Here is a 20,642-nt window from a genome sequence, read left to right on the forward strand (position 1 = left end):
AACGAGTAACGAGTTATGAGTAACGAGTAGCGAGTATTGGGTAACGGGTAACACACTTGCTACCCGTTACGCGTAACTCGTTACTCACAGTTGTTCAAACCATTCTTTCATCCGCGAGAAGATGGAGCCTTTTTGCTCATCTTCCATCTCTTGTGCCATTTCGATCGGTGCCGCTGGTTCTTCTTCTGCTGGCGATTCAACGTATGACATGAGACCGCTCTTCTCATGATTCCGGAATGCGTAGAGTACCAGTCCGACCGCCGTTGAAAATACCGGGGATTCGACTTCCTTGACGAGGCCCGCTCCGAAGCCCATTGGCATGCCGATCTTTACCGGCATCTGGAAGACTTCTTCCGCGAGTTCTCGCGTGCCATTCGTCATGGAACCGCCGCCTGTGAGCACGACGCCGGCCGAAAGATGCCGCGCATACCCGGATCGCTTTATCTCCGAAAGCGCGAACTCGAGGATCTCCTCGATTCTCGGTTGGATCACGCGAGCCAGCACAGATTTCTGAATCTCACGTGGCTTTCGGCCCGCGAGACCAGGAAGCTGGATCACTTCATCCCGCAAAATATGCGAAACCACAGCGCACCCATACTCACGCTTGAGTCGCTCGGCTTGATCGCCGAGAATTCCGAGACCTTTGCGAATATCATCCGTAACTTTTTGGCCTGCAATGCCAACCACGGCCGTATGTCGAATCGTCCGCTCTTCGAAAACAGCGATGTCCGTCGTGCCGCCGCCGATATCGACCAGCGCCACGCCGACTTCCTTCTCTTCATCATCCAGCACGGCATAGCTCGATGCCAGCGGTTCCAGAACCATGTCACGAACGCGGAGGCCTGCACGCTCCACGCAGTTGTAGATGTTTTGAACGGCTGTTACCAGGCCGTTGATGATGTGAACGCTCGCTTCAAGCCGCACACCCGACATGCCGATCGGCTCATATATGCCATCTTGTCCATCGACGATGAACTCCTGCGGAATCACGTGAAGGATTCGGCGGTCCATCGGCAAATGGACTTTCTTCGTATCCTCGATCAGACGCTCGACATCCTCTGGCGAGATTGTTCGCTCGGCATTCGAGATCGTCACGACGCCACGCGATTGGAAGGATTGAATGTGATCGCCGGCAATACCGACGACGACCTCGCGAATCTTCACGCCACTTTGCGCTTCGGCCTCCGCAATGGCCCGCTCGATCGATCGGACGGTCTTTTCAATGTTCGTAACAACACCGCGAGACAGACCATCGGCCGGTGCATGGCCGACACCCAGCACGGTCATCGTATGCGGTTCGCGAAGTGAAATCGCGGCGACAATCGCGCAGACTTTCGTCGTGCCGACATCGAGCCCGACAATGATCTTCGCCGGCTCGTGCTGAGCCGGGACTCCGACCATCGGTGCGCCGCCGATCGTCGGGGCATTGGAATAGCCGCCTGGTCCGTATGCGGGTTCTGGATAAGCAGGATGACCGCTCATCCTGGGATCGCTCATTCGCGTTCGTTGCATAGCAGTAGTAGTGTGGTCGAATTGGGTTGTGTGGACAAAGCAGCCAGCGTGTGTTCACGCTCTCCACTGGGTACACTCAGTCCAGAAATCTTTGGATGTGCGAGCGAAGGGCTTCCGACAGCGCCGGAAGTTCGCCGCTTTAAAATTATTTGTCCTTGAAAGCGCGCATCAACATAGAGCGCATCTCCTGCTCGGAGCGAGGTCTCGAGCTTTGCCTTCCAAACTTTCGCCAGCAATCCGAGTTGCCCCATAAAGTAATGGTCCGTGGTCGGCCGCACGCTGGAACCGCGCTCCTCTTCAAGCGCGGTCGTAAACGGAGCATCGAACGGCGATCCAATAAAGATCGGCGTTTGCGTCTCCGTTGTGTAAATGACATACGAGCCGGCCGGAGTCCGGCGAAGTTCGCCGATGGATTTGCCGAGCGCGCCAGAATCCAGAGCGGCGATTGTCGCCACAAGGTGTGCCATTGCCTGGAATCCGACGGTATCACGCTCGCTCACACCGCTCAGCAACGGAACGGCCATCAGACGCGCCGGATCGTTCAACCCTGCCAGCAACTTCGGTCGAAGCAGGTGACCATCGCGATCGATGAGGTATGTCTCGCCCGTCGAATCCGATTTCAGCATTGCCACCGGCCGACGTTCGTCGATCGATATCACAATCGTGGCCGGACTCAGTTCGCGACGAACGTGCACGTACTTGACGAGCGAGTGCTGTGCGACCCGCGACTCGATCCGGCGAAGATCGATCGAATAGAATGCCTGCTTCGGGTCGATTGCAGCAAGCCGGATGATTTCATGCTCTGTAACCAGAGTTGCACCTTCAACTTTAATGCGCTCGAGTGTTAACGAGCGGTCGAAGTGCGAAGCGAAGTACCAGAGTGAGCCAAGCGCCGCAATCGCGAGAACAAAGAGCACTGGGGCCCATCGTGAATGCCTCCATGATGGTTCGGCATTTTCGTGTTCCGCAATCTCCTCGGCATTCTCGGTATCGAGGAAGTGCTCGAAGCCGTCGGTGGCCGGCGCATCGGTAGATTCCACGCGATCAAGATAGTCTTGGATAATGCCATCGCGCGATTCGATCTTGTTTTCACGATCGGGATTCTCACCAATTCGCTGATTTCCCAAATGCGGCTCGCTCAGGAGTTGCTCGCGAAGACGGCGCTCGTTCAGCCGCTGCTGGACGAGATCATCCGGCTCCCGCTCGGGGAGATTCGTGAATTCTTTTCGGCCGTCTTTCGGCGGATTGATCGTAAATCGCATACCAAAACTTTTCGTAAGCGCGCGCCATTTGCGTCCGCGCCACGAAAGCGGCGTTCTCTGAAAAATGAAATTTCGTGTGGATTGGGATTGCCTCGGCATGAGGCAATCCATCAAGAATCAGCGATCGAAATCTGCCAACGGACCGAACCTAAACTGGCTGTTCTTCCGCGATCGCAGCCTGCACAGCAACCTCCGGTTCGAGCTTTGGCTCTGCGGAATGGGCCGGCTCGACTTGTGGCGCCGATTGTGAAGCAGTGCGGCTTTCGCGTGGACTCCCCTCTGAGGCATTGCGAGGTTCTGACCCATTCTCTTTATTCGGTGCATCCTGCGTTCGCTCGTTCTGAGAGCGATAACCGACGCTATAGAACCATCCTTCGAGTTTGATCTGAGGATCGTCGTAAAAGCCGGGTTGATAATCCCGGATCGGCCGGCGTTGGCGCTCTTCACGGCCCTCGGTCATGATGACACCAAGCAAACACCGTAATGCAATTTGCGCATCCGTGTTCCGAGCGGCCTGATCGACGGCCTGACTTGGGATGTCCCATCCACGATCTTCGAGCGTCGCCATCCTGGCCCGAAGTTTTTCGGGTTGAAGGCGTTCACCCTCCGTGAAGATCCACGGGAGCAACTCGACAATCGTTACTGGTTTTGGCGTCATCATGGGCCAGACGGCCACATCATCACGCGTATCGAGAACTTGATCGAGCATCGACATGCCGAGCAATGCCGCACGTCCTTGCGACTGAGGATCCGTAAACTCATACCGCTTCGTCAGGCGATTATATCCGATCTGTACGGGACTGATCAAGTGACGATCCGCGACGCGACGCAGCGCATGATCCGTTCTTCTGAATCGCTCGGCGAGCGAGCGGCGCTCGTATGGAGGCGGCGCTTCTCGTAGAAACTGCGGCCGGCGATCGCGGAAATTACTTTGACGATCGCGCCATGGTCCCTCGTCTTCAAGTTGTGACTCTCGATAGGCGCCAATGCGTTCAATCCAACGACGGATCCCATCGTCCGCATTCTTCTTCAAATCCTCTCGGACGTGCTTTATAAGCGCTCGCCAATCGGATATTCCTTCGGTCTTGAGAACTTCAAAAAAGTCTGCCGGATAACTCAAAGGAACATCGATCGCGATGAGTGCCGGTGGCAATTCCAGTAGCCGGGTGAGGATCTCCTTGCGCGATCGGACTTGTGCCAATTCGGTCACGACGATCCAATCGCCATCTTTCGTCGCCTCGGCCCAGTACATATCGTCCACCGGCTCGCGTCGGCCGGACCACCGAATCACGACAAATCGCTCAAAGATCGCGGAGCCTGATTTTCTCCCTCGCCGTGGTGCAGGCTTACGCTCGCGACGTTCTCGAGATCTAGACTCGCGTTCGATTGGCGCAATCTCGACTACGTCAGAGACAGGAATTTCCGAATCAGCCGCTGAGCTGGCATCCATTTCGGACATAGTCGATGCTTCCGCCGAGGATAGTATTTCGGACACAAGCTCGTTTTCGGTAGGTTCGATCTGGGGAGTTTCTTGGGTCATGATGGAATATCAAATTCAGAGGCCGGTATGCCAACACCGGAATGCTCCATATCCTTCATGATTTCGAAAATTGGTCGCGCGGCGTTCGTTATCGTCCCGGCCCCAATAGTCAGGACAACATCTCCCTCGAGCAGAATACCAGCCAGTGCATCCGGCAGCATTTCCGGGCTTGCGACCCGGTGTACCGCCGCCAAACCCAGACTCGCTGCCGATTCAGAAATCAGATCGCTGGAAACACCTTCGATCGGCTGTTCGCGCGCCGGATAGACGTCGAGCAGTACCAACACACCGGCCAATTCAGCAAAGACCTGTCCAAACCCCGCTGCAAAATCGCGGGTCCGAGAATACGTATGCGGCTGAAAGCATGCCACGATTCGCCGCCCAGGATAGCATTTTTGCGCGGTCAGCAATGTCTCCCGTACCTCCGTCGGGTGGTGCGCGTAATCATCGATGAGGATAATCCCGGCCGCCTCACCGATCCGCTCGAACCGCCGCTCCGCACCAGAAAATCGCTTCAGAGCCCGCAAGGAGGTCTCGAATGGAATGGAAAGGATTTCACCCGCCGCAATGGCGGCCAGCGCGTTATACACATTGTGTTCGCCGGGCACGTGCAATTCCAGCTCACCGATCGACTCACTGCCTCGCATGATAATTGCGCGCGTGCGATGCGCGGCAAAGGAGAGATTCGACGCTCGATATTTCGCTTCAGGAGAGCGTAACCCGTAACTCACGATGCGCTTTCCCAACCGTGGCGTGATCGCTCGCAACGCCGGTTCGTCGATGCAGACGACAGCAAATCCGGTTTGCGGTGATGTCGGTCCTTGATTCGCAAACTGGACAAAGGCGTCCTTTAAATCGTCCAAATCCTTATAAATATCCAGGTGCTCCTCTTCGAGCGAGGTCATTACGGCCACAAATGGTCGCAAAGCCAGAAAGCTCCGATCGTATTCGTCGGCTTCCACAACGGCGATGCGCCCGGTTCCGGCGCGCGAGTTCTTGCCACCCAATTCTGCTACACTCGCGCCAACGAGAACAAGTGGATCGAGCTTCGCCTCGATAAGAATCGAGGCGATCATGCTTGTCACGGTCGTTTTCCCATGCGTTCCAGCAACGGCGATGACGCTACGATCCGCTAATAACTCGGCCATGAAGTCCGCACGCCGAACGGTCCGGATATTTCGGCGCAACGCCTCTGCATATTCCGGATTATCTGCATGGACCGCAGAGGAATAGACGACCACATCCGCATTTCCAATATGCCCGGCAGCGTGACCTTCAAAGATCCGTGCACCGAGCGAAGCAAGTTCTGTTGTCTTTGGGTTTTCCACCAGGTCGCTGCCAGAAACTTCGACGCCCCGGAGCAGCAAAATCTCCGCAAGCCCACTTGTGCCGGCTCCGCCGATCCCGATGAAATGAACGTGGCGCATGGTGCCTCGGCGTTAGGAAGGCTCCTTTCGGAGTGGATGGTCTTTACGCGGATCCGGACGGGCTCCTCGCGCGAGCGTTCCGGCCCAGCCACGCAGATCGGCAAGCAACTGCTTGCGTCGATCGAAATTCGAAAGACGAATACGCACGGCCCGGCGGCTCCCTTTCATCTTCAGTCGCACCACACGGATTCTACCGCGCGGCTGACGAAATCGTGGACCGAATTGAACAAACGCGACGTCCGTTCGCGCGACCACGCGTTCAAGCGCGCGACTCTTGAATCGGATGGCATCGGGTGCGATTTCGATCTGACGACCCATGAATACATTATACAGTAGAGCCAGCACCGATATCAACGTGATCGCCGAGAGCAACAACAAAAATGGATCTTGCCATAGCGAGGGGAATGCCTCCGAAGCGACCGAGGAGCGTGCAATGAGGTACAACACCAGTGCCACCGCGTATACCGCGATAGATTGATACAGGAAATCGAGCCGAGCCCGATAGACGTGTGGTATTCCTTCTGTCATACGACTTTCTCCAACAACCACTGCGCCACGATGTTCGCGGCGTTTGGTGTGTCTCGGTGGCGCATGGCGGCGGCCATCGATCGCAACTGCTCCGGATCGCAGAGCAATGCACGTACCGTCTCCAACAATCGGTCCTTCACTTCATTATCCCGAAGTACAACGGCCGCTCCATCGCGTTCAAATGCAAGCGCATTCATCTCCTGATGGTTCGCCATTGCGCCCGACCATGGTACAAGCACGGCCGGCTTCGCCAAACGCGCAAGCTCGGCGAGTGAGGAGGCGCCGGCACGACAGACGACAAGGTCCGCGGCGCGATACGCACGCTCCATCTCATAAATGTACTCAGTGGCACGAACGTTCGGCTGATTCTGAAACTTCTCGCGTAAAATTTCCGCCTCCGAACTCTTGCCGGTCTGCCATAGCACATTATAGCCGCTCGTTGCAAGCTCCGAAGCCGCGAGTTCCATGGCCTGATTGATCGGACGAGCACCAAGCGATCCGCCAAACACCAGAATAGTTGTTCGCGTGGGATCGAGGCCAAAACTTGTGCGTGCGTCTTCTTTCGAAAGATCGAGCGCGCCAAGATCGAGTCGAACCGGAGTGCCACAGACACTTGCCGCCTGTGCAAGCCGATTCGGAAACTGTGCGAGCGATTCATGGTAGGCTGCAAACAACTGGTCCGCAAACGGCGCAAGAAATTTATTCGCTGAACCGGCGATCGAGTTGATTTCGAGCAGGGCGATGGGCACGCGCATCGTCCAGGCTGCGACACCGGCCGGCACACTAAGATATGCTCCCCCACCGAGCATGACAGCGGGCCGCTCTCGCGCCATCAACCGCATACAATCAAGTGTGGCGCGAGCCAAGTCGAATGGAAACTTGATCATGCCGGTTGCGGACTTGCGGGGCGCTTCGATCGCGATTGGATTGAATGGAAATCCAGCGCGCGGCACCTCACGCGATTCGATCCGATCGTGAGTACCGACAAATATCACACGCACATCAGTTCGCTCGCGGCGAATTTCTTCCGCCACTGCGAGCGCCGGATACAAATGTCCGCCAGTGCCGCCAGCAGCGATGAGAATGGTTCTTTCCGGCATGCGCATCAGGCTGGCATTCCTCCCTCCCGCGTCGGAGGCCGGAACAACCCTTCGAGCCGCTCGAAGATCGAGGGCCTCGGCGCTCGCGGAAGCACTTCCACGTGCTTCGAAATATTCAACAAAATCCCTACCGCCGCTGCGCTAAAGATCATACTGGTCCCGCCATAACTCACGAATGGCATCGGCAGTCCGGTTACCGGCATTAGTCCGACATTCACGAAGGCGTTGACGATCACGTAAATCGCAACCGTCATTGTAATACCAAACGCAACGAAGCGTCCAAAAGCGTCCGGAGCGTGCTTCGCTATCTGGAAGCCGCGAACGATGATGAAGCCGAAGAGAATCATCAGCAATGCCGCCCCGATAAATCCATATTCCTCGCCAATCACCGAATAGATGAAATCGCCATACGACTCGGGCAGGAAGAACATACTCTGCCGCGATTGACCGATGCCCACTCCGAAGAGTCCGCCATTGCCAAAGGCAAGCAGTGCCTGATCGAGCTGGTAAGTAACTTTGTCCGTGCTCGTATTGTGATGCCCAACGAATGCGAGCATTCGTTGCACGCGATAACTTGCCGTCAGTGCGAAGATACCGCCACCGAACAGAGCCAGTGCGCCCGAACTCAGCATGTACTTCATGGGTACTTGCGCCACATACATGATGCCGAACGTTATGAGCACCAGCACGCTCGCCGTCGACATATTCGGTTGCTTCGCGATCAGTGCTGCCGCGGCAATAGCCCATGCCATGATCGGAAGAAATGCTTTCTTAAAGTCTCCGATGATCTCCTGCTTCGCCGCGCAAAGTGCCGCGACATGCAACACAAGCGCGAACTTAGCAAACTCCGCTGGTTGGAAACTGAGCGGCCCGAGCGCCAGCCAGCGGCGGGCGCCAAGCTCCCGCGTACCAATAAAAAGCACAGCAACCAGGAGCAGAAGCGAAGAGAGCATGATCCATTTCGTCTGCTTTTCGAACTTGTGATAGTCGATCTTCGTGAAGAAGAGCATTGCCGCGAAGGACAAGAAGACTTTCTTCGCGTGATTGAACAGCATCGACTCGCTCGTGCCCATTTTGACCGAGCTGAAGTGCGCGCTCGCCGTATAAACGAACGCCAACGACGCGAGCAACAGGCCAGTCACGGCCAGGAAAAGGCTAAGGTCGGCGGTGCGTTTGGGTTTCATGGTTCTCTGTTTTTCGAAAGTATCAGCTTTTTCGAAATTCCCTCAAATATTTCTGAATTGCATGGGTCGCCTGAGATTTCACCAGTAACTTCTTGTAGCCAAAGCTTTAATTCAGCAATTCGAATACGCTCGAGCGCCGTCTTAGTGATGAGAGCACACATTGGAAGCATAGAGCCATAAATCTGCTTCGCGTTATCATTGTTCATCAGCGGCCAAAGTGCAAGGATTTGCGCATCTTTATAGCGAACCCAGGCAACTTCAGCATCACGAAACCGCGCTGCGCCGATCGAATCTGGAGAGCGATTGACGCTGGAATCGCCGTCCTTAATCGCGGTCAATACTTCATGGTATACCCTATTAAGGTCTTTGTCAACCTTTTCAAAAGTTTGTCTGTAGATCGGATCGTGCTCGGTCCCAACCATCGATTGAGAGGATGCTGGAAGCGATAAGTGCACGATTACCATAGCAACAAGAATCTGAATCGCAATTCTCATACTGCCCTACAATTGATTAACCAACTCCTTAAACACTCTCCCTCGGTGCTCGTAGTTTTCGAACATATCGAAGCTCGCGCAGGCGGGGGATAGGAGCACGATGTCGCCGGGCGCTGCAGCTTCTTTCGCTAATCGCACGGCCTCTTCCATTGACATTCCGGCGGAGTGAATCGGCTTCATCCCTTTGAAGAACTTCTCTATTTTCTCAGCACCTTTGCCGACGGTTACGATCGCCTTCACGTGCTGCTCGACCAAGTCTTTGATCTTTGAGTAATCGTTGCCCTTATCCTTACCGCCAGCAATGAGGATAATCGGCTCCTTGAAACTGCCGAGTGCGTAATAGACTGAATCGACGTTCGTGGCCTTCGAGTCGTTGTAATACTTCACGCCGTTCAGTTCGCGCACGAACTCGATGCGGTGTTCGACGCCCTGAAATGTTCGTAGTGTCTCGCGGATGGCATCGAACTCGACTCCCATCGTTCGGGCCATAAGCGCGGCTGCCATTGCATTCATCAGGTTGTGCGGACCGGGAATGCCGATCTCCGCGCGGCTCATCAGTACTTCCCTTTCGCGACCGATGCGAAGCATGATGTCATCCCCTTGCAAGTAGGCGCCTTGCTTTAGCTCCTCCTTCAGCGAAAATCCCAGCGTGCGGACGCTTACTGTCTCAGCAACATTGCGCACCGTCTCGTCATCGTGATTATAGACGAAGACATCGTGTCCCTTCTGATTCTCGATGATTCGAAACTTGGACTGGATATACGCTTCGTAATTCTTGTAGCGGTCCAGATGATCCGGCGTGATGTTCAGAATGGCTGATACTTTAGGGCGGAATGTATCTATGGTATCCAGTTGGAAGCTCGAGACTTCGAGTACAACTACGGCTTTCTCTCCTTTCGCCTGATCGACAACTTCAGAGAATGCGATGCCGATGTTGCCGGCTACCAGCGTATTCCAACCGGCACGCTTGAAAATCTCACCGACGAGCGTGGTTGTCGTCGTCTTCCCGTTTGTGCCGGTAATGGCCAACACAGGCGCTTCGCATTGATCGAACGCGATCTCGATCTCACTCAAAATCTTGATGCCTTTTTCGTGTGCGAGCTTTACAATCGGCGCTTCCCGAGGAACGCCAGGACTAAGCACCACATAATCCGCTTCGAGCACCCGATGTGTATTCTCATCGAATTCATATTCGACACCGATCTCGTCCAATTCATAGGCTGCAGCGTCAAACTTCGACCGGTTGCCGCTCTCGGATAGAAACACTTTGGCCCTGCGCGTCTTGAGCAAGCGCGCGACCGCGAGGCCGGACTTCCCGGCTCCTAAGATCGAAAAACGTTTGCCACGAACAAGCATGGGGGTAAATAGTTGATAGTGGAGAGTGGTATAGTTGATAGAGGATAGTTGATAGTGAAGAGGATTGGTGATCCAATTAACTATCAACTATCCTCTATCAACTATCCACTACTTACCGTACCTTAAAGGTGGTCAGCGCGAGGATAGCGAGAATGATCGCCGCGATATACGCGCGGGTCACGATCTTCGACTCGGCCCAGCCGCAGAGTTCGAAATGATGATGCAGCGGTGCCATTCGGAATATTCGCCGTCCTTCGCCATAGATCTTGCGGGACGCCTTGAAATATCCGGTCTGCATGATGACCGAGATCGATTCCAGAAAGAAGATACCTCCGACAATGGGAAGTACAAATTCCTTTTTGCACAGCACCATCATGGTTCCCATCGCTCCGCCCAATGCGAGCGAGCCGGTATCGCCCATGAATACTTCAGCCGGATGCGCATTGTACCATAGGAAGCCAAGCACCCCTCCGACGAGCGATGCGGAAAACACGCTGAGTTCACCGGCGCCGCGAAGATATGGGATGTTCAGGTAATCGCTGAGTTGCAGATTGCCGGAAAAATATACGATTGCCGCGATCGGGATGAATGCGATTGCCACCGTTCCCGCAGCGAGTCCATCCAAGCCATCCGTCAGGTTCACGGCATTCGAGGTTGCCGTAATGACGAAAATAACGAACAGCACATAGAGTACCGGCCCGAACTCGAAAACGAGGTTCTTGAAAAATGGAACCGTCGTTGCGGTAGTAATATCGACACCGGCATATTTGAACAGATTGGTCGAGAACATGATCGTCAGTGAAACGATGAGCCCTACCGCGACCTGCCCCATGATCTTATATCGACCAACGAGTCCCTTTTTCTTCTTCTTGACGACTTTCAGGTAATCATCGAGGAAGCCGACGCCGCCCAGTAGTAATGTAGAAACTAGAATCAGAATGATGAATACGTTACTTAGCTCAGCCCAAAGTAGGGTCGGAATGACGATTGAGATTAGAACGATGAGTCCACCCATCGTTGGCGTTCCGGCTTTTGCGAGATGCTGTTTTGGCGCCTCGACTTTACCTTGCTCGCCAATCTGCAATGCCTTCAATCGCGCAATGATCTTCGGACCGCTCCAGAGACTAATGAGCAGCGCCGTGATTGCCGCCAGCGCACTCCGGAACGTCAGGTATCGGAAAAGGTCTCCTCCGGGCGGGCTAAACGTTCGATTGATCCAATTGAAAAGATAATAGAACATCGTTGTGATGGATCGTTAAGCTCGTTGCAGCATCTCGATCAACTCTTCCATCTTCATGCCGCGCGACCCTTTAATGAGTACTGCATCCCCAGGTTTCAGAATCGCACGGAGCGCCATAGCGAGTTGCTTCTTAGTTTTGAAGTATGAATCTACTGCTGCGCCATCTCGTTGCCGGCCTGCGGTATGATACGCCTTCCATGCAAGTTCCATGTCGGTCCCAGTGAAGAAGACATCATCGAGTTTGCAGTTCGCAACCCATCGGCCAAGCGCACGATGTTCGCGTTCCGATGTCGCACCGAGCTCGAACATATCACCGAGCACAGCAATTTTTCGACCGTCTGCCGGAAAGGATTCCAGAGTCCGGAGTGCGGCTTCCATTGAGTCCGGATTCGCATTGTATGCATCGTTGAGGATCGTCACACCGTCCGGGGTATGTACTACTTCGAGCCGTTTTGTGTGTGGTCGAAATTGTTCGATCTGCGTCTTGATCTCGGTCCGCCGAAGTCCGAAATGCATCGCAACTGCAATCGCCGCCGCGACCATGTTAGGTGCGTAATCCGCAATCAGATGCGTGCGAACCTTGAACGACTTGCCTCCAGATCCAATGCGGAGCTCCATTCGCCCGTCTTTGGTCGTCGCGATCTTCTCGGCAAACACATGTTTCGGGCGTCCTTCATCGTGGGTACCGAAAGTCCAACACCGATCATCGAACATTTTTGCGGCGGGCCGAAGGTAGCGGTCATCCATGTTGACAAACGCGATGCCGCGTCGGGCGTTGACCTGCTCGAATGCCGCCCCCTCCTCAGTTGCGACACCTTTCAGATCTTTGAAAAATTCGAGATGCTCTCGGCCGATATTCGTCACGAGCACATGTGTCGGCTCTGCGACACTGCAAAGCCACGCAATCTCGCCAGGATGATTGGTGCCGATTTCGAGCACCGCCAGACCGTGTCCATCGCGAAGTTGAAACAACATTCGTGGCACGCCAATCTGGTTGTTGAAATTCGCCTCGGTCTTTAGAACATCGAACGCATCGGAGAGCACATGCGCCACTAATTCCTTTGTCGTGGTTTTGCCGTTCGAACCGGCAATGGCCAACACGGGAATATTGAATTTCTTGCGATACCGATTTGCGAGCGCGCCTAATGCATCGAGCGTATCCTTGACGATAAGCATTGGAAGCCCCGGCTTACTTTTATGCCCACGAGACCACTCTTCAGAGACGATTGCCGCGATCGCATGCTCGCGCTGGACGTCCGGCAAGAACTTATGTCCATCGAAATTTGGGCCTCTCAGCGCAACAAAAAGATCGTTCTGCCGCACAGTTCTCGAATCGGTCGAGACATCGTGGAAGGTCAGATTCGGATCGAGTTCGGAGAGTCCGATCTCTCGAACGAACGGGACCGAGAGCAAGTCAAGAACGGTAAGATTCAATTTCGAGGTGCCGGTGCGGTGAGTATGCCAAAGCGAATCGATTGCTGCGGACCTTCCAACTGCCCGGGGCCGCTCGGGACGTTGACATAACAGCACCTATAGTCGATCCGGCTCCCGTCGCAGCTCGCGAAATCCGCGTATTTCATCGCATTCGAAGCACTTCTTCGCGGTCGTCGAAATGATGTCGTTCCTGACCAATGATTTGATACTGTTCATGTCCCTTTCCCGCAATAAGAATCACATCCCCGGATTTCGCACGGATCACTGCTTTATTAATTGCCAGACTCCGATCCATTTCCATTTCGACTTTCTTTCTGGAAATGGATGGAATACCGATAAAGATCTCATCAATGATTTCCTGAGGTGACTCCGATCGCGGGTTATCGGAAGTGATAATCACGATATCCGATCGCTCCGCTGCAATCTGGCCCATGAGCGGGCGTTTCGACCGATCACGATCTCCTCCGCACCCAAAGACCGTGATTATACGTGCCTGCGGCTCGAGTTGCCGAATGGTATCGAGCACGTGCTCCAATGCGTCTGGCGTGTGCGCATAATCGATGATCGCTGTGGCGCCACCAGCCAGCGATATCGTTTCAAATCTGCCGCGCACCGGTCCAAGACTGGGAGTGAGCGTCGCTATGGTTGCGAGCGAACAATCTTCGACGCCGAAATACAGCGCGCCGATTGCGGACATCAGGTTCTCCACATTAAACGCGCCCACGAGTCCGGAATGTATCAGCGCCGATTCATCCGAATATCTTTTCTGTACGCGAAAGTTGCTTCCGGCAATCGAAAGATCGAGATCCGTCGCAAAGAGATCTCCGGCTGCGGAGTGGTGATCGCTCGCGATAGAAAACGTATGCGCATTTGCTCGGGTCCGCTCGACCATCCGGTATCCATATGGATCATCGGCATTTGTGACTGCGATTGCAGTATCTTTCAGTCCATTGAAGAATTTTTGCTTAGCCAGAAAATACTCTTCCATCGTATGATGAAAGTCGAGATGATCCTGCGTAAGATTCGTAAAGACTGCGATATCAAAATCCAGTGCAGCAACACGATCGAGTACAACGGCATGCGAGCTGACTTCGATCACGCACGTTGTGACACCGCTTGCGACCATGCGGCCGAGCAGCTCGGAAATGTCTCGCGACTCCGGTGTCGTATGCGTCGCTTCGATCTCCACACCAGCGATTTGGATCCCGACGGTACCCATAAGTCCGACAAGTTCGCCACGCTGTTCCAGCAATTGCTTAATGAGGCTGGTGGTCGTCGTTTTGCCATTCGTGCCAGTGACTCCAATGAGTCGCAATTTCTCGCTGGGCGAGCCAAAGGCCTCCTCGGAGATCACGGCAAGCGCGAGTCGGCTATTCTCGACAAGAATTCGTGTTGCACCCGCATGCTCGGCATCTTCGTTCGAGAAGGCGTGTGCATCATCGAGCACGATCGTTCGCGCTCCGCGGGCCAGCGCCTGCGGGATATAACGGTGACCATCCGTCTCAAAACCGCGAATTGCGAAAAAGACATCGCCGGACCGTACATCACGAGAATCATAACGCGGGCTGGAGAGATCGGCCTCCCCTTGCACGTTCCCATTGGGTGCATAGTATTCAAGAAGGCCGATCTCCTCCAACCGCGTTAGCTCACGAAATTTCATTTTTCAAAGAACGCTGCTTTCGTGCCGCGAGATGCGTCGTGACGCGGTTCTCGGACATGGTCCTCTGGTGTGATCACAGCAGCAATGATGGATGATGAGTTCTGAATGATTCAGCACTCAACATTCATCCATGCTTATTGTTCGTCACCAAAGAGCGTAACGGTTGGGCTACCACTCGCTTCCAGCGTCAACAGTGCACCCGGACCTGGTTCCTGTCTCAGGACGGTCCCAAGCCCATTCGCATGCACGCGCAGTCCTTTTGCAGAGGCATATTTGATCGCCCGTGTCATCGGTAGCCCCACCAGTGTGGGGACCACGATGGCTCGATCTTCTTGCCTTGGATTTGGACGTACGATCTGAAAACGAACTGTATCCCCACCACACTTTTCGACGTTATCGATAATGCCGTCTTGCGCGTCCCTCGAGGACGTTCCAAGCACGACAAATCCCTGGCTCGCAAGGAGCGAGCGCCCTTGATCGACCGACAGCCCGAGCACATTCGGCATCTGCCGCGATTCGGAACGCGTCGCCAGTAATGTTCCATCGATATCCACTACGCCCTCCTCGACAACCGGCTTCTCCTGCCGAGTCTGCGTTCGCGCTTCGGCTGGGAGCGTACCATTCATGTCCATGATCTGCATGGCAATCTCGCGAAAGATTGGACCACTGACGGTGCCGCCATAGTAGCCATTATGTGGCGATCGCAGAATCACACTGATGAGGTACTCAGGCTTTTGAGCCGGGAAAAAACCTGTAAAGCTGGAGGTATAATGTTGCTTCGACCAATGTCCATCGACAAGTTGCTGGGCTGTACCCGTCTTGCCTGCAATGCGGACACCCTTAATCTGTGCGAGTGTTGCCGTACCCGAGTCGACGACGCCTTCCATGAGGCCGATCAGCGTGCGGCACGTTGCTTCACTGACGACGCGACGAATTTCCTGCGGTTGTGTTGCGATCGATCCACTTGGTCCGTCTCGCTTTGCGATGATATATGGCTTCATCATAAGTCCATAATTCGCAACGGTCGCGTATGCAACCGCCATCTGAATCGGCGTTGCGGTCAGCTCATATCCAAAGGCCATATACCGTTTTGAATTCGCTTGCCACGAAGCGGGCGTGTGAAGAACGCCCTTTACTTCCCCGGGCAGATCGATGCCGGTGTAGTTGCCAATCCCAAAATCACGAAGATACTTGTAGAACCTGCGCCGGTCGAGCTTGTCGGAAATCTTGGCGAACGAAATGTTGCTCGATTTTTCGAGTGCCTGTCGAAACGTGAGAATTCCATACTCGTGCGTATCCGTAATCCGGACACCCTTTTCGGGCGCCCAGTGACCATGTTCGGCGTCGATCTTGTCGTCCGGTTTCCATGCTCCATCTTCCAACGCTGCGGATGCCACCAGTACTTTGATCGTCGAACCCGGCTCGTACGCATCCGTGATCGCGCGATTGCGCAGCATATCATTCGTGGCATTGCCGAAATGATTCGGATCGAAATCCGGTACGTTCGCCAATGCGAGGATCTCGCCGGTGGATGGGCGCATTACGATTGCGATGCCTGCTTCCGCCCCTGCCTTCTCAACGCCGGCCTTGAGCGCCGATTCTGTCGCCGATTGTATTCCTTCGTCGATGGTCAGCGTCAGATCTTCGCCATCCTTTGCCGGCGTTTGGTCATAGTCCACATCGGGTCGTAGCGCGCCGTGTCCGTCCTTCTGCATGATTTGCGTGCCTACATGTCCAGCCAGATCTCGATTTGCCAGAAGTTCGATGCCGGCAAGGCCACGCCCATCTTTGCTCGCGAAACCAATGACATGCGAAGCTCGATCGCCGAACGCATAGTTTCGGCGGGAGTCAAGCATGCGAATCAGCCCACGATCCTTGACGGAATCCAGCCTCGCAGCAACTTCCAACGGGACTTCTTTTTCCACGACGATGTACCGTCGCGAAGTATCATTGAACGCCGCAAGATAAGCCTTTGCAGGCCGTCCAAATACCTCTGCAAACAGCGCCGCAAGTTGTTCCTTGTGTTGGATGGACTTGGGATCGACAGCGTACTTGACAACGAAAGCATTGGTCGCAAGGATCATCCCGTGCCGATCACGAATCACCCCGCGCCGCGCCGGAATTGCCGCCACGGTCTTATATTGCTCGGCCGCCTCACGAGAAAATGCATCATGATCGAGAACTTGAAGCTTGAAGAGCTTACCAATAACCAAGAACAGTGCGAGCATGAAGCACGCAAGGACGACGTACAGACGGCCATTGCTTGTCAACGCATTGGCGGGCTTGGGAGTCGCAAGCAGTCGCTTGATCAGCGGCGTTTCCGGCTCATCCAATTTGGCCAGATCCTGCTCTGGCGTCAGTTCAGCGCTCGTTCGAATTCCATTGAATGATGGTCCGGCCGGGGTGGTGCGCGGTTGCGCCGATCGGAAATCGAACATTGCGGGCGGCGCCGCGCGCGGCGGGGCCTGCAGCGTAGGCTCGCCGAACGGTAGCTCATCCTGTTCCCGCCATTTCATACCATTATCTCTAAGACTACTTTACGATGACGATGTCATCCCCAGTTGCCTCGATCATTCCCAGTTTTGCTTTTGAAATATCCTCGATTCGGCTCGGAGCCGAAAGCTGCATTTCGGATGCTCGCATGCGCAGGATTCTCTGCTCGGTCTGTGCAATCTGCTGGTCGAGCTTCGTTCGCTCCGCAGTCAGACGATTGACCTGTAGCGTATTCCAGATGATCAGCACGGCGCAGCCAACCATCACACCAAAAAAGACGATGACATAGAGCGTGGGCATCTTCTTGACGACACGCTCAAATTCACTCGGCTCCTGGCGAATTGGCTTTGGACGCTCCATCGGTCCAGCAATTTCCGGAGCGATGCGAGGTTGCGAGTGCGGGGTATGATCGCTGCCAGTCACACCGATCAGTCCACTACCTGCCGGGGATACTCCGGTTCTCGATCGTATTGTCCCAGCCGAAATTGCAATGGTTGCCATACTCTACTTCCTCCTATCTATCACTGATTCTCGCCCACACTAAAGACGCTCGGCTGCGCGTAGCCGTGCGCTCCGTGCACGCAGGTTCCGCGCAATTTCATCCGGCGATGGCGCCAAAGGCCTTCGAGTCAGCACGCGCAATCGCGCGCGCGATTTGTCGATCGCCTCTTTCAATCCTCCGAGCGAGCCCGGCTCGAACTGGGGGGCGCTCTCCCTCCGAAAAAATTCTTTGACGATCCGATCCTCGAGCGAATGATAGCTCACGACCACGATTCGTCCACCCGCGCCAAGCACGTCCGGGACCTGCTCGAGCGCACGCTCCAAATTCCCAAGCTCGTCGTTCACTTCAATACGCAGCGCCTGGAAAATCCGCGAGAGCGTTTCATTCTTCTTGTCCTCGCGAATTCCTCGCGTCACAATAGTCGCTAAATCGGTCGTCGTTCGAATCGGCGCCAGAGCTCTCGAAGTCACGATGTTCCTCGCAATGCGTCCGGCAAATCGCTCTTCGCCATACATTCTAAATATTTGGGCAAGCTGAGCAACATCGTAGTTTCCGATCACGTCTGCTGCTGAGTGCTGCAACCGCGGATCGAGCCGCATGTCGAGCGGCGCGCTGATCCTGTAGCTAAGTCCAATCGCATCGGTATCGAGCTGATGGCTGCTCACACCAAGATCGAATACGATGCCGTCCACGAAGGATATGCCTCGCTCTCCGAGCGACTTGCTTAGCTCGGCGAAGTTCTCCGGCACGAGGATAAACCTCTCGCCAAATCTCGCGAGCCGCTCTGCCGCAAAGTTCTGCGCCGCCGGGTCGGTGTCGAACCCAAAGACAACAGCGTGCGGAGCGCGATCGAGGATCCCTTCCGAATACCCTCCACCACCCAGCGTCGCGTCGACATAAACGCCCGACTCGCGGAGCGCGAGTTCGCGAAGCGCTTCTTCGAGCATGACTGGCAGATGATATGCGCCAGATACCGTTGTTCGACCGCTCAAAGGATCGGTTTTCAATGAACGCCCACGATTTATCGCTGTCCGCCGATCAGATGCTCGGCTACCTTTTCGTACGTCTCCTTTTTGGATGCGAGATATTGCTTGAAATTCCCCGGATCCCACAATTCGATGTGATCGAGCACGCCGATGAAAAATACCTCCTTCTTGATCTGAGCAAAATCCATCAGCGAGCGCGGAATCAGTAGCCGGAATTGCGAATCGAGCTGCACTTCTTCGCTCCATTGCATGAGCATGCGGACAAAAAAACGATCCTTCTCGCTCGATTGCGTCGACGAGCGAATCGCTGCTTCGAGCCGCTTCCACTCATCGAGCGGATATGCATGCAGGCATTTTTCCAGGCCACGGGTGATCACGAAAGTCTGGCGGGCTTCCGGCTCGATGTTCTTACGCATCTTCGACGGAATGCTCACGCGACCCTTCGCATCGACGGTATATGTGTCGCTACCTTTAAAGGATGACATCGTATGATTAAAGAGGTGAAGTGGTTACCCACTTTTCCCCACTTTCATACAAATATAACTACAAAATTGGAACAATCATCCTGATTTCCTAAGAATAGCAGAAATTAATAGCATTCTACCAGACACTCAACTCGGGACAAAACCTTCCCGAAGGAGGGGGCAACACTAACTCAATCGTAAAATCTTAGCTCGTGACCCGATCAATCTACCGGACCACGCTGAACTTCATCGTGCCACCCTGGGTCTTGTTAGATACCCTCACGTAATACGTCCCATTCGGAAGCGAAGTGCAATCCAAACGGTAGCAGAGTCCGAGATCGGCGTCGGGGGTTGCTTCGTACAGCGTTGCGACGTGAGCGCCCGTGGCATCCACGACCTCCGCAAGGAACGGCACGCCCGCCGGTAGCGAATCGACGCAGATCAGTACCTGATTGCCCGTTGCCGGATTCGGATGCACCCGAACCGTGGAGGGGCCAATCTGGGCGATGGTTTCGGCAGGATGTGCGAAGGGATTCGACGGATTGTGCGCCCCACCAGTGGTATCGTAAACCGTGTCGATCATCGCCAGCAAGGCGCGCTGGACACGAGCGTTAACGGCGCTAGCAACGACCACAATCCCATCGTTCATTGCAGTCTTGTTATCATTGTCTTTATACCAGCGGTATGATTCGTTTAGCACGACCGGCCGAGTCCAGACGTTATCCATTTTGCCGTCTATATCCAGTAATAGAGCACCACTTGCACCGTCTCCAGTGCCGATACCAGCCGCATTATACGCAACCCCAGCCATAGGAGCGAAAGTCGTGGACGTGTTATCGTTATCCCCTTTGGCCATGGCCGTAGCAATGACCGTAGCGCCGTGCGAATCAGTAAATGGCACCGAAACTATTTTGCTACGATCTCCAGAATTTTGAGGGGTCGCCCGTTCCGGTATGCCCAGACGTTAGATAAAGAAAATTGCCATCTGGTGTCGCACTGGTGCGTTCCCAGACATCGGTGCATGCCAAAGCCAGTGAACTCCACTCATCGGCATCAGCTATCACGACTTCCGTGTCGCCTGTTTTATGACCGCCCTGAGTGATTTCCCACGCCATCGGACAGCGCATGGCATAGAGATTCCATTGCCAACCGAGACGATGAAAGTTCGGTGGACAAAATCGCCGGGATTTGTCTTCAGGATCTGGTCGATTGTTGAACCCACCAGCAGCCCCTTATCATTCGGAATGGACATCAGGGCAGGATGATACACAAGATGAAACCTGAGGCCAGAAATATCGTTGAGCCGGGCAATGACCGAGTCATTCGGCACGTAGTTTTGAAAAATCAAATAGAACCCGTGTGAGCCAATGTCGCCTGTATCAGATGGATCTCTCTTCTTAAGCGAGAATGGTCCGATACTGTCGTAGATGGCTTTGAACCCATTTCGAATTAGGGGAAAC

Annotated in this window: 18 protein-coding genes; all 18 read right to left on the reverse strand. The window is 54.5% G+C overall.

The window, feature by feature from the left end:
• Positions 1–84 precede the first annotated feature (84 nt).
• Positions 85–1,512: a cell division protein FtsA gene (gene ftsA, locus Q8902_12345; protein ID MDP4200344.1), complete on the reverse strand. Its 1,428-nt coding sequence runs from the start codon at positions 1,510–1,512 to the stop codon at positions 85–87.
• Complete coding sequence (locus Q8902_12350; GenBank protein ID MDP4200345.1) at positions 1,494–2,774, reverse strand: FtsQ-type POTRA domain-containing protein; 1,281 nt, start codon at positions 2,772–2,774, stop codon at positions 1,494–1,496. Before Q8902_12350 ends, ftsA begins: the two co-directional genes overlap by 19 nt.
• Positions 2,775–2,922: 148 nt before the next feature.
• Positions 2,923–4,314, reverse strand: coding sequence for a hypothetical protein (locus Q8902_12355; GenBank protein ID MDP4200346.1), 1,392 nt, complete (start codon positions 4,312–4,314; stop codon positions 2,923–2,925).
• Positions 4,311–5,741 carry a UDP-N-acetylmuramate--L-alanine ligase gene (gene murC, locus Q8902_12360; GenBank protein ID MDP4200347.1) on the reverse strand — a complete coding sequence of 477 codons (1,431 nt, stop codon included), beginning with the start codon at positions 5,739–5,741 and terminating at the stop codon, positions 4,311–4,313. The genes Q8902_12355 and murC overlap by 4 nt, the downstream gene beginning before the upstream one ends.
• 12 nt (positions 5,742–5,753) lie before the next feature.
• A complete protein-coding gene (locus tag Q8902_12365) occupies positions 5,754–6,269 on the reverse strand; it encodes a hypothetical protein (GenBank protein ID MDP4200348.1) in 516 nt (171 codons plus the stop codon).
• Positions 6,266–7,369 carry an undecaprenyldiphospho-muramoylpentapeptide beta-N-acetylglucosaminyltransferase gene (gene murG / locus Q8902_12370; protein MDP4200349.1) on the reverse strand — a complete coding sequence of 368 codons (1,104 nt, stop codon included), beginning with the start codon at positions 7,367–7,369 and terminating at the stop codon, positions 6,266–6,268. Before murG ends, Q8902_12365 begins: the two co-directional genes overlap by 4 nt.
• A gap of 5 nt (positions 7,370–7,374) precedes the next feature.
• On the reverse strand, positions 7,375–8,553 hold the full coding sequence (locus Q8902_12375; protein MDP4200350.1) for a putative peptidoglycan glycosyltransferase FtsW: 1,179 nt from the start codon (positions 8,551–8,553) through the stop codon (positions 7,375–7,377).
• The gene (locus tag Q8902_12380; GenBank protein MDP4200351.1) at positions 8,550–9,047 is read right to left on the reverse strand and encodes a lysozyme inhibitor LprI family protein; all 498 of its coding nucleotides are present in this window, start codon (positions 9,045–9,047) and stop codon (positions 8,550–8,552) included. The genes Q8902_12375 and Q8902_12380 overlap by 4 nt, the downstream gene beginning before the upstream one ends.
• Positions 9,048–9,053: 6 nt before the next feature.
• On the reverse strand, positions 9,054–10,403 hold the full coding sequence (murD, locus tag Q8902_12385) for a UDP-N-acetylmuramoyl-L-alanine--D-glutamate ligase (GenBank protein ID MDP4200352.1): 1,350 nt from the start codon (positions 10,401–10,403) through the stop codon (positions 9,054–9,056).
• A 112-nt stretch (positions 10,404–10,515) separates the two neighbouring features.
• Positions 10,516–11,643, reverse strand: coding sequence for a phospho-N-acetylmuramoyl-pentapeptide-transferase (mraY, locus tag Q8902_12390; protein ID MDP4200353.1), 1,128 nt, complete (start codon positions 11,641–11,643; stop codon positions 10,516–10,518).
• Between the two features lie 15 nt (positions 11,644–11,658).
• Complete coding sequence (gene murF / locus Q8902_12395) at positions 11,659–13,077, reverse strand: UDP-N-acetylmuramoyl-tripeptide--D-alanyl-D-alanine ligase (GenBank protein MDP4200354.1); 1,419 nt, start codon at positions 13,075–13,077, stop codon at positions 11,659–11,661.
• 142 nt (positions 13,078–13,219) lie between these two features.
• Positions 13,220–14,737: a UDP-N-acetylmuramoyl-L-alanyl-D-glutamate--2,6-diaminopimelate ligase gene (locus tag Q8902_12400; GenBank protein MDP4200355.1), complete on the reverse strand. Its 1,518-nt coding sequence runs from the start codon at positions 14,735–14,737 to the stop codon at positions 13,220–13,222.
• Positions 14,738–14,871: 134 nt separating this feature from the next.
• A complete protein-coding gene (locus Q8902_12405; protein ID MDP4200356.1) occupies positions 14,872–17,253 on the reverse strand; it encodes a penicillin-binding transpeptidase domain-containing protein in 2,382 nt (793 codons plus the stop codon).
• A 16-nt stretch (positions 17,254–17,269) separates the two neighbouring features.
• Entirely contained in the window at positions 17,270–17,731 is a 462-nt protein-coding gene (ftsL, locus tag Q8902_12410; GenBank protein MDP4200357.1) for a cell division protein FtsL, read from the reverse strand.
• A gap of 39 nt (positions 17,732–17,770) precedes the next feature.
• Positions 17,771–18,724, reverse strand: a complete 954-nt coding sequence (rsmH, locus tag Q8902_12415; protein ID MDP4200358.1) for a 16S rRNA (cytosine(1402)-N(4))-methyltransferase RsmH — start codon at positions 18,722–18,724, stop codon at positions 17,771–17,773.
• A 29-nt stretch (positions 18,725–18,753) separates the two neighbouring features.
• Positions 18,754–19,203 carry a division/cell wall cluster transcriptional repressor MraZ gene (mraZ, locus tag Q8902_12420; protein ID MDP4200359.1) on the reverse strand — a complete coding sequence of 150 codons (450 nt, stop codon included), beginning with the start codon at positions 19,201–19,203 and terminating at the stop codon, positions 18,754–18,756.
• 205 nt (positions 19,204–19,408) lie between these two features.
• Positions 19,409–20,083, reverse strand: coding sequence for a T9SS type A sorting domain-containing protein (locus tag Q8902_12425; protein ID MDP4200360.1), 675 nt, complete (start codon positions 20,081–20,083; stop codon positions 19,409–19,411).
• Positions 20,084–20,242: 159 nt separating this feature from the next.
• Positions 20,243–20,642, reverse strand: a 400-nt coding sequence (locus Q8902_12430; GenBank protein ID MDP4200361.1) for a hypothetical protein, incomplete at its 5' end; no start/stop codon positions are given.

This window comes from Bacteroidota bacterium, from assembly GCA_030706745.1.
Lineage (GTDB): Bacteria > Bacteroidota > Ignavibacteria > Palsa-1295 > Palsa-1295 > PALSA-1295.